Annotated in this window: 14 protein-coding genes; 8 read left to right on the forward strand and 6 right to left on the reverse strand. The window is 61.5% G+C overall.

Annotated features, from left to right (window positions below; translation table 11 throughout):
• Positions 1-6: 6 nt before the first annotated feature.
• From FHX03_RS18495 to FHX03_RS18505, 3 genes are all read right to left on the reverse strand, one after another.
• Positions 7-996 carry a WD40 repeat domain-containing protein gene (locus FHX03_RS18495; protein ID WP_097628702.1) on the reverse strand — a complete coding sequence of 330 codons (990 nt, stop codon included), beginning with the start codon at positions 994-996 and terminating at the stop codon, positions 7-9.
• Positions 996-2093: a CobW family GTP-binding protein gene (locus FHX03_RS18500; RefSeq protein ID WP_097628703.1), complete on the reverse strand. Its 1098-nt coding sequence runs from the start codon at positions 2091-2093 to the stop codon at positions 996-998. The genes FHX03_RS18495 and FHX03_RS18500 overlap by 1 nt, the downstream gene beginning before the upstream one ends.
• Before the next feature lie 147 nt (positions 2094-2240).
• Positions 2241-3029, reverse strand: coding sequence for a creatininase family protein (locus FHX03_RS18505; protein WP_097628704.1), 789 nt, complete (start codon positions 3027-3029; stop codon positions 2241-2243).
• A gap of 85 nt (positions 3030-3114) precedes the next feature.
• Between FHX03_RS18505 and FHX03_RS18510 the strand changes: the two genes are divergently transcribed.
• The 7 genes from FHX03_RS18510 to FHX03_RS18540 all read left to right on the forward strand — a co-directional run bounded on the left by FHX03_RS18510 (position 3115) and on the right by FHX03_RS18540 (position 9684).
• A complete protein-coding gene (locus tag FHX03_RS18510) occupies positions 3115-3627 on the forward strand; it encodes a MarR family winged helix-turn-helix transcriptional regulator (protein WP_003590237.1) in 513 nt (170 codons plus the stop codon).
• Positions 3628-3747: 120 nt separating this feature from the next.
• A complete protein-coding gene (locus FHX03_RS18515; protein WP_003590238.1) occupies positions 3748-4770 on the forward strand; it encodes a LacI family DNA-binding transcriptional regulator in 1023 nt (340 codons plus the stop codon).
• 28 nt (positions 4771-4798) lie between these two features.
• Positions 4799-5755, forward strand: a complete 957-nt coding sequence (locus FHX03_RS18520) for a 2-hydroxyacid dehydrogenase (RefSeq protein WP_097628705.1) — start codon at positions 4799-4801, stop codon at positions 5753-5755.
• A gap of 189 nt (positions 5756-5944) precedes the next feature.
• Entirely contained in the window at positions 5945-7120 is a 1176-nt protein-coding gene (locus FHX03_RS18525) for a toxic anion resistance protein (protein WP_183854913.1), read from the forward strand.
• Between the two features lie 22 nt (positions 7121-7142).
• Entirely contained in the window at positions 7143-7850 is a 708-nt protein-coding gene (locus FHX03_RS18530) for a TerD family protein (RefSeq protein WP_097628707.1), read from the forward strand.
• A 70-nt stretch (positions 7851-7920) separates the two neighbouring features.
• A complete protein-coding gene (locus FHX03_RS18535) occupies positions 7921-8901 on the forward strand; it encodes a hypothetical protein (RefSeq protein ID WP_312865341.1) in 981 nt (326 codons plus the stop codon).
• Between the two features lie 3 nt (positions 8902-8904).
• Positions 8905-9684: a VWA domain-containing protein gene (locus tag FHX03_RS18540; protein WP_097628709.1), complete on the forward strand. Its 780-nt coding sequence runs from the start codon at positions 8905-8907 to the stop codon at positions 9682-9684.
• A 51-nt stretch (positions 9685-9735) separates the two neighbouring features.
• On the opposite strand, the gene FHX03_RS18545 is transcribed toward FHX03_RS18540, so the two are convergent.
• On the reverse strand, positions 9736-10515 hold the full coding sequence (locus tag FHX03_RS18545) for a gamma-glutamyl-gamma-aminobutyrate hydrolase family protein (RefSeq protein ID WP_097628710.1): 780 nt from the start codon (positions 10513-10515) through the stop codon (positions 9736-9738).
• A 293-nt stretch (positions 10516-10808) separates the two neighbouring features.
• Between FHX03_RS18545 and FHX03_RS18550 the strand changes: the two genes are divergently transcribed.
• Positions 10809-11915 carry a TRAP transporter substrate-binding protein gene (locus FHX03_RS18550; RefSeq protein ID WP_097628711.1) on the forward strand — a complete coding sequence of 369 codons (1107 nt, stop codon included), beginning with the start codon at positions 10809-10811 and terminating at the stop codon, positions 11913-11915.
• 86 nt (positions 11916-12001) lie between these two features.
• Here the strand turns inward: FHX03_RS18550 and FHX03_RS18555 are convergent, their stop codons facing one another.
• Together FHX03_RS18555 and FHX03_RS18560 are read right to left on the reverse strand one after the other, a co-directional pair.
• Positions 12002-13489, reverse strand: a complete 1488-nt coding sequence (locus FHX03_RS18555) for a TRAP transporter large permease subunit (RefSeq protein ID WP_097628712.1) — start codon at positions 13487-13489, stop codon at positions 12002-12004.
• Between the two features lie 21 nt (positions 13490-13510).
• Positions 13511-14050 carry a TRAP transporter small permease subunit gene (locus FHX03_RS18560; RefSeq protein WP_097628713.1) on the reverse strand — a complete coding sequence of 180 codons (540 nt, stop codon included), beginning with the start codon at positions 14048-14050 and terminating at the stop codon, positions 13511-13513.
• Positions 14051-14279 lie beyond the last annotated feature (229 nt).

The raw sequence follows: 14279 nt of genomic DNA on the forward strand, positions 1-14279 counted from the left end.
TAAGGCTCAAGCCGAAATATCGATGACGCCGCAATCGCCGGCTTCGGAGGCGAAGGCGAGCAGCTTGCCGTTTTTGCTCCAGCTCATCGCCGTGACCGCGCCCTTGCCGGGGCGGCGCAGCAGCGCCTCCTTGCTGTCGGCGATGCGCACGGCGAGGATCATGCCGTCGATGAAGCCGATGGCGAGGATATCTTCGAGCGGATGGAACTTCACCGCGGTCGCCATGATGTTGGCGCGGGTGCCGAGCTCGAGCGGCGCCTTGCCCATCGGCCCGTCCTTGCCCTGGAAGGGCCAGACGATCGCCGCCGGCGCGCCTGACGAAGCGAGCCATTTGCCCTTGACCGACCAGGAGAGTGATTTCACTTTGGTGGGGTAACCGGTCATGCGCATGTGGCGGGCTTCAGCGCCGGGCTTGCTGTCGAGTTTCCAGCCGTGCAGCGCGTTTTCCTGCATGGAGGTGACGAGGAAATTGCCATCGGGCGAGAAGGTGACGCCGGTATGCGCACCCTTCCATTCGAGGTCGATCGGCTTGGCGTTCATACCGATCCAGTGCAGCGACACGCCGTTATAGCGCGCGGCTGCGATGCGCAGGCCCTTCGGCGCGAAGGCAAGGCCTTCGACCGTGCGCTCCTCGGCAAATTCCTTGGTCGTGCCGTCAGCAAGGCGCACGAGCGAACTCTTGCCGTAGGAATAGGCAATGGCGCCTTGCGGGCCGGCCGCGACCTGCGAGATCCACTTGCGCGGCGCGCTGGCGAGTTCGCTGACGCTGCCGTCGGCTGAGATGCGCAGCACCTTGCCATCCTCGCCGCCCGAGATCAGGCTCTCGCTATAGGGATCGCGGATGGCGGTGAGCATGCCTTGGTGGGCTTCTGAAACCCTGTCGCTGCCATCCAGCCGGTGAAACGTGCCGTTGGCGCTGGCAAAGAAGGGGACATCACCTAAAAATTCGACGGCCAGAACGTGGCCGTCGAGATCAAGCGGTGCAACTGTCGGCATCAGGCGGCTGCCTCGCAGGCCTTAAAGGAGGCTTCGAGCTTCTCGCGGTCGAGATCGCGGCCGATGAAGACGAGACGGCTTTCATGCTTCTCGCCGTCCTTCCACGGCCGCTGGTGATCGCCCTCGATGATCATGTGCACGCCCTGGACGACGTAACGCTCGGGATCGTCCTTGAAGGCGATGATGCCCTTGAGGCGGAGAATGTTCGGCCCCTGCGTCTGGGTGATCTTCTGGATCCAGGGGAAGAAGCGCTCCGGGTTCATCTGACCGCCGCGCAGCGATACCGATTGCACCGTCACATCATGGATCGCCGACATGGCACCATGTTGATGGGCGCCATGGTGATGATGCTCGTGCCCGTGGTGATCATGCTCATGATCATGATGGTGGTGGTCGTGATCGCAATCCGGGCCGCAGATATGGTCGTCATGGCCATGCTCAAGGAAATGCGGATCGTTTTCCAGCGCGCGCTCCAGGTTGAAGGCGCCCTGATCGAGCACGCGGGCGAGGTCGACGCCGGAGCGGCTGGTCTTGTAGACACGCGCGGCCGGGTTGATGGCGCGGACGATGTCTTCGATCACATCGAGCTCTTCCGGGGTCACCAGGTCGCTCTTGTTGATGACGACGACGTCGGCGAAGGCGATCTGGTCTTCCGCCTCGCGGCTGTCCTTCAGCCGCAGCGGCAGGTGCTTGGCGTCGACAAGGGCGATGACCGCGTCGAGCTCGGTCTTGGCGCGCACGTCATCGTCCATGAAGAAGGTCTGGGCGACCGGTACCGGATCGGCAAGGCCCGTGGTTTCGACGATGATGCCGTCGAAGCGACCGGGACGGCGCATCAGGCCTTCGACGACACGGATCAGGTCGCCGCGCACCGTGCAACAGACGCAGCCATTGTTCATCTCGTAGATTTCTTCGTCCGACTCGACGATCAGGTCGTTGTCGATGCCGATTTCGCCGAACTCATTGACGATGACCGCATATTTCTTGCCGTGATTTTCGGAAAGGATGCGGTTGAGCAATGTCGTCTTGCCGGCGCCGAGATAACCGGTGAGCACGGTGACGGGAATGGGCTTCTGCGTGGAGATCGCGTCGGTCATGAGAACCTCTAGGATTAGGCGTGCGGCCGAGCCGTTTGGATCGGCTGCTTCAAACGGTTGGTCTCATATAATGGCATGGGCGCGGCAGTTCAAAGGGTTTTATAATGTTATAAGATCACATCGTCTGCACCGCTCGGATGCCGATCTTTACCGGAACTGCGTGATGTCGAAGGCGTCGACATCACGCAGCAATTCCACTAGTCCTTTCACCGCATGGGCAATCAGCGCTTCGCCCTTTTCAGCCGTCGCAGCCGCGGCGTTTCCTGCCGCGCCCTGGGGATTGAGATCCGACATCTTCCAGCCGAAAGCATGCGGCCCGTAGGCGCGCAGATGCTTGAAGCGCCCGGTAAATTCGCTTTGTCGGGAAGGGAAGTCCGCCGCCTTCGCCATATCGACCATGTCGGGATGAAGCGCCAGCATCACCGAGGTCTCGATGTCGCCGCCATGGATGCCGATCGCCTTTTCCTCCGGCGGGATCAGGCCATCGGGCAGACCGAAGCGGGTCCAGCTTGTCGCCACGGCAAGCATGGCGAAGCGGATCCGTGCCTCGGTGGCGACGATCGTCATCAGGGGCGAATTGCCGCCATGGGCGTTCAGCATCACCAGTTTGCGGATATCCTGCTCGGCCAGGCGCTCGGCGATGCCGAGCCAGCGGTCGACCGCTTCGTCGAACGCGAGCGTCTTCGTTCCTTCAACATCCATGTGCTCTATGGAATAGCCGACAGATTCGGCGCGCAGGAAGGTGACCGGCAGGCCGGCTGATAAGGCCGCCTTCAATCGTCCGGCAATGCCTTCCGCAATCAGGGTGTCGGTTTCGAAGGGCAGGTGCGGGCCGTGCTGTTCGTAAGCGCCGAGCGGCAGTACGGCGATCGGGCGGCGCCCGCCGCGGGCGGAGACCGGGTCGCTATCGTCGAAGCGGGGCGAAGGCGTCATCATCCGGTCGTTGCCTCTTGTTTATGACGAGATCCTGGGCAATGTCATATCGCAGCGGCGCCAGCGCTTAAAGATCAAAGGGATGGCTATGGGAAAGAAGCATAAGGACGGTAAGAAGAACAAGTCCAAGAAGAAGGATCAGACCGAGTATACGCTCGTCGACCTTTCGCCGGCGCTAACCCAGGCGGCTCGTTCCATGCGCACGGTGCTCTCTCGCAACCTGCTCGAAAGCGGCCTCTATGCCGGCCAGGACGGTGTCATCCTCTCGCTTGCTGAGAGCGACGGCATGACGGCCGGCGGGCTTGCGCAAAAGCTCGGCGTCAAGGCGCCGACGATGACGCGCACGATCGGCCGCATGGAGGCGCAAGGTTTTCTCGAGCGCAAACCCGATGCCGAGGATGCGCGCCTTACCAAGGTCTATCTCACCGAGCTCGGGCGCGGCAGCGTGCAGGGGATAGAAATGGCGGCCTCGGCCTGCGACAGGCTGGCGACGCAGGCATTCTCCGAAAAGGAAATCCGCAATCTCGTCCGGCTGCTAAAGGCGATCGACGGCAATCTGCAGGCCGAAGCCCTTCATATCGAAGAACCGGACGAAGACTGAAAATACCCTGAAAGACGAATTGCTTCCGCCGGTTAAATCTTTTAATTAAACATTTTAAGGGGGCCGCGCCGGTTAGCCGGCGTGGTCTTGCTGTCTTGCGTGCTGCCTGGAGGAGGACACGTGGTCCAGAAGATCAAGCTTTCCACAATTGCCGAAACACTCGGCATTTCAACGGCGACGGTATCGCTTGCCTTACGCGACAGCCCGCTCGTCGCCGGCAATACCCGGGAAAAGATCAAAGAACAGGCGCGCGCGCTCGGCTATATCTACAATCGCCGCGCCGCCAGCCTTCGCACTTCGCGCTCCGGCATCATCGGCGTCGTCGTGCATGACATCATGAACCCGTTCTACGGGGAAATCCTGAAGGCGATCGAAAGCGAACTCGATCGCAGCCGCCACACCTTCATCCTTTCCAACCATTACGACAATGTCGAAAAGCAGCGCACCTTCATCGAGACGCTTCTGCAGCTCGGCGGCGACGGCGTCATCATGTCGCCGGCGATCGGCACGCCGCCTGAGGACGTGCAACTGGCGGAAGAAAACGGCATGCCGGCGATCTTGGTCGCCCGTTCGATGGAGGGCCAGGACCTGCCGACCTATCGCGGCGACGACAGTTACGGCATCTCGCTTGCCACCAACCACCTGATCGGCCTCGGCCACCGCTCGATCGCTATGATCGGCGGTACGGATCAGACATCCACCGGCCGCGACCGCTATCAGGGTTATGTGAACGCGCTGCGCAAGGCCGGCATCGAGGTCGATCCGAACCTGCGCATCCCCGGCCCGCGCTCGAAACAGGGCGGCTTCGAGGCGGCGGTGCATTTCCTGTCGCTGCCGCAGAAGCCGACGGCCGCCGTCTGCTGGAACGATCTGGTGGCGATCGGGTTGATGAACGGGATTGCCCGTGCCGGCCTAGTGCCGGGACGCGATATTTCCGTCACCGGTTACGACGACCTCGAGGAGGCGTCGATCGCCACGCCAGCGCTGACGACCGTCTGGAACGGCCAGACCGAGGTCGGGCGCCTGGCGGCCCGGGCGCTGCTCGACCGCCTTGCCGGTAGCCACGAGCCTGACGGCATGCATCTGATCAAACCGGAAATGCGCATCCGCCAGTCGACCAGTCCTCATCGGCCCCGCGCCTGAATCAAGACCGTATCCAAGAGGAAAAGCCATGTCCCGCATCGCCATTCTCGTTCCTGGGAAGATACACGAGCGTGTTCTCGAAAGTTTGAAGGATCGTTTTGACATCATCGCCGTCGCGCGCGAGGAAAAGCTTGCGCTCGACGCCGAGACCGCCGGCCGCATCCGCGGCGTCGCTGTCTCCGGCGCTTTCCCGGGTGCGTGGATGGACCAGCTGCCTGCTGTCGAGGTGATTGCCAGTTTCGGCGTCGGCTATGACGGCATGGATGTGAAGCGCGCCGCCGAAAAGGGCATCGTCGTCACCAATACGCCTGATGTGCTGAACGACGAAGTCGCCGATACGGCGATCGGCCTGCTGTTGAACACGATCCGCGAATTGCCGCGGGCCGAGGCGTGGCTGCGCGCCGGCAACTGGAAGCCGGGCGCGACCTATCCGCTGTCGCGCTTCTCGCTCAAGGGCCGCCATATCGGGCTCTACGGCCTTGGCCGCATCGGGCTCGAAATCGCCAAGCGGCTGGAGCCGTTCAAGGTGAAGATCAGCTATCACACGCGCTCGCGCCATGCCGATGCACCCTATGATTATCACCCGACGCTGAAGGGGCTGGCGGAAGCGGCGGATACGCTGATCGCCATCGTTCCGAAGACGCCGCAGACCCATAAGACGATCGATGCCGATATTCTGGCAGCCCTTGGTCCTGACGGTATTCTCGTCAATGTCGGCCGCGGCTGGACGGTGGACGAGGAGGCGCTGAGTGCAGCCCTTGCTTCCGGCGCGCTCGGTGCCGCCGGTCTCGACGTCTTCTATGACGAGCCGACCGTGCCGGTCGGCCTGCTGGAACCGGCCAATGCGGTGCTCCTGCCGCACGTCGCCTCCGCCTCGGTGCCGACCCGCAACGCCATGGCCGATCTCGTCGCCGACAATCTCATCGCCTGGTTCGAGAAGGGTGCGGCGCTGACGCCGGTACCGGAGACGCCGCAGAAGGCCTAGGCGCGGGGCGCGCCGTTCCAGGAGCGATCAGGAGCCTCACCTGATGTCAATCGACTGTTCCTCGATGATATGTTGCCCGACACGAACCCTTCGGCTACATTCCTGCCGATTTTTACAACTTAAGTTCGTAGCTTTCCGGGCGGCTTGAAGCCGAACCGTAAGGCTAGCCGAACAAAAAGGATTGACGGCATGTCGGAGCCAAGCACGCCGAACACCGCGACTCGCGAGACGAGCCCGCGTCTGACGCCTACGCTTTCAACCGGCAATCTGCCCGCCGTCGTGACGGTCGTTCTTCCGCCTGAAAAGGCAGGCGAGGTCAGCGATCTCGCAGAGCGGTTCAGGCTGGCGACCGTAGAGCCGCATGGTCTGATCACCTTCGGCCAGGAGGCTATCGGCGGTTTTGGCGCCAAGCTCGATGCCATCCTTTCGCAGATCACCAATGCGCAGTCGCCGGTGCTGTTCGAATTATTCCGGACGATCCGGGATGGCGTCAACGATGCCGATCTGAAGGGGCTCGAGGCAAGCATCCGGGAGAAGTTGAAGGGCAGCTTCCTCGAACGTTTGCTAATGGCAGTGGGTCTCGGTGATCCCGCCAAGCGCCTCAAGGCGGTGACTGACGAGGTTCGCGGCATGCTACAAAGCAAGGCCAAGTCCCTCGGCGATCTCGTCAGGCCGATGGAGGTGCAGATCGAGGAGGAGAGTGGCAAGCTCATCCTCGATGTGTCGCGCATGAGTACGCTGGCGCAGGGGTATCGCGATACGATCGTGTCTCTCGGCGTCTTCGTCGAGGCCGGCCGCCGTATCGTCGCCGATGCCGGCCGCGAACTTGACCGGTTGACCAAAGAGGCGGCCTCCGGCGATCCGCTCAAGGTGCAGGAAGCCCGCGATTTCTCGCAGAAGCTCGACATCTTCCAGAACCGGGTCCTCGTTCTTGAAACCGCCTATGCCAAGGCTCCGGCTGATCTCGATTCGATCGGGATTGCACGCGGTGCTGCGCTCGCGACCCTTGCGGATACTGTCACCTCGGCCAATGCGGAATTCAACGACATCAAGTCGGTCCTCATTCGGCTGCACGCACTCTTCCAGATGCAGTCGATCCAGCAGATGAACGCCATGCGGCGCGAACTGCGCGCATCGCTTCAGCAATATGGATCGCAGGTGCTCGAGGATGTCTCGGTCAATGCAGTCAAAGCCGCCGGCGAGACCCGGCTTGCCGATGCCGATCTGGTGCTTAGCACCGCCCAGCGGCTGCGCGATATCGCCGACAAGGTGGTCGCCGAAGGCGAGCGAAACAAGGAGCGTTATGCTGCCGCCCGCGTCAAGCTCGAGCAAGCGCGACAAATCGTGACCGATCGCCCGATCTGAGATTTCAGGAGAACCACAGCGCATGGCAACCTTCAAGCTCAACAAGGGTCAGTCATTTCAGATCCAGAAGGAAATCCAGCTCGTCCATTCGGGACTTGTCTGGGATCCGCCCGAAGGTTCAGGCCCGGCCTTCGATCTCGACGTGCATTGTTTTGCGCTGGTCCATCCGGGCGGCGATGCCAACCGTGCGCGACTCTACAATGAAGGCTCGCATGCGCTGTGTTATGCTTTCGTGCGCAGTTCCGGCAATCCGGAAGGCTCGCTCATCAAGAACGCTGACGGCTCCTTCCAGACGGATGACGGCTCGATGTGGCACGAACGTGACGACCGGACCGGACGTGGCGGCCTGATAAAAAGGTCGGAGCCGGACGATGACGGTGACGAAGACGGCCATGGCGGCGGTCACCACGATGAGGGGTTCCGCGAGGAGTTCAAGATCGTGCTGGCGAAGCTGCCGGCGGAGGTCTCGGAGCTTGCCGTCTGGGCGACGATCCATGATGCGGAACGTAAGAGACAAGACTTCGGCAAGGTCAAGAACGCTTATATCGAAGTTTGCGATGCGATGGACGACGAGCTTTGCCGCTACCAGCTTACGGCCGAGTTTGCCGGCAAGACGACGATACAGGTGGCTTCCTTTCTCAAGCAGGCGGATGGATCCTGGCGATTCCATGCCGTCGGCGCGGGATCGAATGCCGGACTTGGCGACGTCATTCAAGCCTATTTCGGCTGAACGGGAGCCTCACTTGACAAGAGGCAAGGCAGATGGACCACCGGAAAAGGAGCCGGACCGGTTGCCAAAGGTGCTTTTTCCGGAAAGCGCATCGCCTGACGTTGCCGGTCCTTCCCGGCCGCCTGCCGAACCGAGAATCCTGTTTGGTTCGCCACAAGCCCCGATACCCAAAGGCGACACACCGCGCGTTCTTGCGGCCGGCGAAGTTCGCCGGCGCATTGCCTGCAGCGTCGAGGCGCTTCTGGAGATCGACGCCAACGCTGCGGCATCGCTTGCGTCAATGGCGTTGCGCATCGTTGACGGGACCAATCTCGACGACCATCATTTCGACGACGTCTTGCGCTTCGGCGCCAGCCTCCAGACAGAGCATGGCAGGCTTGCCGAAAGCGAACTTGCCCTTGTCGACAGCGAAGTGTTGGCGCGCGGAAAGCGCCTGAGTGCCGAGTTGCTCCAGCGTCTCGGCGAGCTCGACCCTGACCGCGTCTTTGCCGTTCGCGGCGGCGTTCTGAGGGCGATCAAAGCGCTGGCGGCGCCGCGCGATCCTGCCGGCCTGTTTTCGCAGCTTTACCCTGAAGTGCAGGCCTTGGCGAAAGAGCTCGATGCGCTTGCTCCCGAGATTGTCACCATCGCGAAAGGGTTGCGCGCCGTCGGCAAAGGCTATGCGACGCTCGACCGCAATCTGGCGGCCCATATCCTGGCGGGGCGCTTCCTCGTTCATTACGTCAGCGCGCTCCAACTGTCCGATCACGAGCGGCAGGCCCATTACGCCTCGCAAGCCGAAGCGATCGAAACGAGGACTGTCAGTCTCGCGGCCACGAAAGCCACGATCGAGGTGAGCACGCGGACCGTTGCTGCCGTTGCACTACACGTCGATGCATTGGGACACGCTGCAGAAGGCCTGTTGCAGGAGGAGCTGCCGGCGTGGCATGCGGCCTATTCCGCGGCGCTGACGGCGGCGCGAACCGCTCTATCACCATCGCAGGCCGGCGCCGGAGCGCCGTTGCGCGGCATTCACGCGCGTATTCTAGGAAAACTCAAATCGGAGGGATGACCCATGACGACATTCAAGCTGCACAAGCCCGAGGAAGAAGTTCGCCGCGTCGGCTTCGTCCTTCAGAAACAGGGCATTCACGAGCGTATTCCGGCGCAGGTCGGCCTCAACATCGATGTCTCGGGCTCGATGAGCGACCTTTTCAAATCCGGCGCGGTACAGGCGGCGCTCGAGCGTATTCTTCCCGTCGCTCTTTATTTCGATGATGACGGGCGTATCGATACCTGGGTGTTCTCCAATCAGGAGAAGATGGCATCGCTCGCGCCGGCTACCGCGAAAAATTACGAAGGTTACGTCGAGCGCGAGATCATCAGCAATAATAAGCTGAAAACCGTGCTCTGGGGTGGCACCGATTATGGCCCAGTCATCCGCTCGAACCTGATGACATATGGTTTGATGGAAGAGGAGGCGGCTGGCGGTCTGCTCGGCATGATCTTCGGCATGAGCCGCGATACGTTCGGCGAGGAGACACGTTCGGGTATTCCGGCGATCAACTATTTCCTGACGGATGGCGAGAATGCCGACCGGGATGCGGCCTGGACGCTGCTACAGAAGGCCGAGCGCGCCGAATCGCAGATCTACTACGTCATGGTCGGCGTTGGCGACGAACGCTTCGACTTCCTGCGTAGCGCGGCAGAGCAATTTCCGAATGTCGGCTTCGTCAGCGTCAAGGATCTTGGGGAGTTCGTCGGCAGCGACGATGCCTATGAGAAACTGCTGCCGGCGGAGCTCTGCACCTGGCTCAAGCATGAGCATGATGACGAGGACGAAGATCACCATTGATCGACGCAGTTCAACGCCCGGCGGGTCTGGTGGCTCGCCGGCATTGCGCCGTCACGCGATCGCCTGCGCGGGGATGACCGGCAGCTTGGCAGCGGCATAGGCGCGGACGGCGTCGCCGAAAGCGGCGAACAGCTGGTTCGAGGACTTGTCGGTTTCAGCCCAATATTCCGGATGCCATTGCACGCCGACAGCGAAAGCCTTGGCGTCGATAACGGAAACGGCCTCCACCGTGCCGTCCTCGGCGACCGCTTCCACCTGCAGGCGTGGGGCGGTCCTGGCGATCGCCTGCCGATGCAGCGAATTCACGCGGACCTCTCCGGGGCCGAGAATGCTTGCGATGCAGGAGCCTTCCTTGACGTGGACGCTTTGGCGAATCGCATACATGCCGTCGCGGTCGACACCGTCCGGTCGGCGATGGTCCCAAATGCCGGGCTGCTCCTGGATCTCGCTTGCCAGCGAACCGCCGAGCGCGACGTTCAGCTCCTGGATGCCGCGGCAGATGGCGAGCAGTGGGATGGCGCAGTCGAGGGCGCGGCGGATCAGCGGCAGGCTGGTGGCGTCTCGGGCGGGGTCGAAGGGGCCGTCCTTGTCATTGGCCTCGGCACCATAGAGCGAGGGGTGCACGTTGCTGGCCGAGCCGGAAACGAGGAGGCCGTCGACGCGGTCGAGGATCGCGTCGGTATCGTAGCCTGCCTCGAAAGCGGGGATGATGAAGGCCATGACGCCGGCCGCATTCAAGGCGGCACGCAGATATTGATGCTGCACGGCATGCCAGGTCGCGCCGTCAAAGCTGCGGATATCGGCAGGAATGGCAACGATCGGTTTCGTCATATCAACCCCGGTAAAAATCTTTCAGCACAGCGTTTCTGGCGCCAGAACGGCCCTTAAGTCAACGCTTGGCTATGTCAGGTGGCCAAAATACGGCCGAAGCAGCCCCCTGGCTCCCGGCTTCGCTGCTAAGCCGCTGATTTTGATAGGCGCACTCGTATTCGCTAGTTGCCGTCTTGATGCCAAAGGCTAATAGACTAAAGCTTGAATCGCGGCCCCCGCCATGCTTAGGTTTGCGCCGGCTGCGGGTGGGGTGAAGATTGGCCGCGCAGTGCCATCCATACGGGAGGTTTTTGATGGATCGTCGTTCGTTTTTCAAGAAGGCGGGAACCGCCAGCGCCGGCGCGGTCGCCGCAACGGCATTGGCAGCGCCTGCGATCGCGCAGGAGAATCCAAAGATCGCGTGGCGTATGACGTCGTCGTTTCCGAAGAGCTTGGATACGATCTATGGCGGTGCCGAGGATATCGCCAAGCATGTCGCCGCTGCGACAGACGGCAATTTCACGATCCAGCCTTTCGCGGCTGGTGAAATCGTGCCCGGCCTGCAGGCCGTCGATGCGGTGGCCGCCGGCACGGTTGAGGCAGCCCACACGACCTCCTATTATTTCGTCGGCAAGGACCCGACCTATGCTATCGGAACGGCCATTCCGTTTGGCCTGAACAGCCGCCTGACCAATGCCTGGTTTTACGAGGGCAACGGCAACAAGCTGATGAATGAATTTTATGCCACACAGGGCATGTATGCGCTGCCTGCCGGCAATACCGGTGCGCAGATGGGCGGCTGGTTCCGCAAGGAAATCAATACGCTCGATGACCTCAAGGGCGTCAAGATGCGCATCGCCGGCCTTGCCGGCCGCGTCATGGAGAAGGTCGGCGTCATCCCGCAGCAGATTGCCGGCGGCGACATATATCCGGCGCTGGAAAAAGGCACGATCGATGCGGCCGAATTCGTCGGCCCCTATGACGACCTGAAGCTCGGCTTCCACAAGGTGGCGAAGTACTACTACTATCCGGGCTGGTGGGAAGGCGGCCCGACGGTGCATGGCTTCTTCAACCTTGAAAAATGGAGCAACCTGCCGAAGCATTATCAGGCAGCGCTGACTGATGCCTGCGCCTTCGCCAACACCAACATGCTGGCAAAGTACGACTCGAAGAACCCGACCGCGCTGAAGCAGCTCGTTGCGGAAGGTGCGACGCTGCGCCCGTTTAGCCAGGAGATCATGGAAGCCTGCTTCCAGGCGGCGACCGGCATCTACAGCGAAATCTCGGGCACCAACCAGTATTTCAAGAAGATCTACGACGACCAGACCGCCTTCAAGCGGGACGCCTATCTCTGGATGCAGCTTTCGGAATACACTTTCGATACGTTCATGATGATCCAGCAGCGGGCAGGAAAGCTCTGAGGGCTTCCATCGGCACACGACACCAACGCATACATAACCCCGGATCGCTTGATCCGGGGTTTTGTTTTGGCTCTTATTTGGCGGGGTTATTTGGCCGGTGGCGGCGGCGCTCCCGGCAAGCCGAGTGGGGGCAGGGTCAGGCCGGGGATCTGCGGCGAGCCGTTGCCGCCGCCGATCGGGGGAAGGCCGAGCTGGCCGCCGAAGCCCGGGACTTCGATCTTGATCGAGTTCGGGTCGACCTTCGGGCCGTGATCCAGCCAATAGGTCACCGATTGCGGCCAGAAGATCACGATCGCCACCAGGATCAGCTGCATGCCGACCCAGGGGAGGGCGCCCATGTAGATATCCGAGGTCTTGACGTCCTTGCTGGCGATCGAGCGCAGGTAGAACAGCGCGAAGCCGAAGGGCGGGTGCATGAAGCTCGTCTGCATGTTGACGCAGATCAGCACGCCGAACCAGATCAGGTCGATGCCGAGATGCGAGGCGACGGGGGCGAGCATCGGGATGACAATGAAAGCGATCTCGAAGAAATCGAGGAAGAAGGCGAGCACGAAGATGAAGATGTTGACGAAGATCAGGAAGCCGACCGGCCCGCCGGGAATGCCCGACAGCATGTGCTCGATCCAGCGCGAGCCATCCATGCCCTGGAAGACCAGGCTGAAACAGGTGGAGCCGATCAGGATCATCACCACCATTGAGGTGATGTGGGTGGTCGATGTCATCGCCTCGCGGATCAGCGGCCAGGTGAGGCGGCGATTCATGGCGGCGAGCGCCATGGCGCCGACGACACCAAGCGCACCGGCTTCCGTCGGCGTTGCAAGGCCCATGAAGATCGTGCCGAGCACCAGGAAGATCAGCACGATCGAGGGCACCATGCCCATCAGGACTTTGGCGAGCAGCGCCCAGTTGAAGTCGCCGCGCACCTCCTTTGGCAGCGGCGGCATCGATTTCGGCCGGAAGATCGACATCACCAGGATGAAGAGCACGAAGATCGACACCTGCAGGATCGAGGGGCCGATCGCGCCGAGATACATGTCGCCGACCGACCTGCCGAGTTGGTCGGCGAGTACGACGAGTACGAGCGAGGGCGGGATCACCTGGGTGATGGTGCCGGAGGCGGCGATGACGCCGGTGGCAAGGCGAGGGCTGTAGCCGTAGCGCAGCATGATCGGCAGCGAGATCACGCCCATGGTGATGACGGAAGCGGCCACCGTGCCGGTGATCGCGCCGAGGACCGCGCCGACGAGGATGACGGCATAGGCAAGGCCGCCGGGTATGCCGCCGAAGAGTTTGCCGGTGCCTTCGAGCAGGTCTTCGGCCAGCCCGCAGCGCTCCAGCACCGCCCCCATGAAGGTGAAGAAGGGGATGGCGAGCAGTAGGTCGTTGGAAAGGATGCCGAAGAAGCGAAGCGGCAGCGCCTGCAGGAAGACTTCGCCGAAATGGCCGGTGACGATGCCGATGATGCCAAAAAACAGGCCGACGGCGGCCAGCGAGAAGGCGACCGGAAAGCCGTAGAGCATGAAGATAACCATGCCCAGGAACATCGCCGGCGGGATGATACCGAAATCAAACAAATCCGTTTCTCCCCGGGAGCGCTATTGCAGCGGCTTTTCGTATGTCGTGTCGATCTGGATGTGGCCGGTCAGGGCGGCGATCCGCTTGATCAGCTCGGAAATGCCCTGAAGGGAGAGCAATGCGAAACCGGCGACCAGGATCAGCTTGACGGGCCAGCGGATCAGCCCGCCGGCATTGCCCGATATTTCTCCCTGCTGGTAGGACAGCGTGAAGAAGGGCCAGCAGATCCAGGTGAGGAAGACGCAAACCGGGATCAGAAAGACGATGAGGCCGACGATGTCGATCCAGATCTTCGCTTTGTCGGACACGGAACCATAGATCAGGTCGACGCGGACATGCTCATTGTTGCGCAACGCATGCGAGGCGCCGAGCATGACGACGAAGGCGAAGAGATACCATTGGATCTCGAGCCAGCCGTTCGAACTGTAGTTGAAGGCGTAGCGGACGATGGCGTTTCCGGCGCTGATCAGACAGCAGAACAGCACCATGTATTCGGAAAGTTTGCCCATGATCCGACTGACCGAATCGATCAGCCGGCTTGCCGCCAGAAGTCCCGACATTCGTTTCCCTTGTTCTTGTCCTGCCGTTTCTCCGGCAGCTTTCCCTCTTGCAATCGATGTAGACCACGGCCTTCGAAATTGGAAGGATAAATGCCGCGGCTTGGAGTATAGTCTTAGATGCGCTGACCGGACCGTGTGACCATATAATAATTAGACAACCCTGGCGTGGATAAAAAATTTCAATAATCTCGCCAAGAGGCTGCATTGACGCGTGTAAGCTGTAGGGTTC

The organism is Rhizobium sp. BK456 (genome assembly GCF_014194045.1).
Lineage (GTDB): Bacteria > Pseudomonadota > Alphaproteobacteria > Rhizobiales > Rhizobiaceae > Rhizobium > Rhizobium redzepovicii.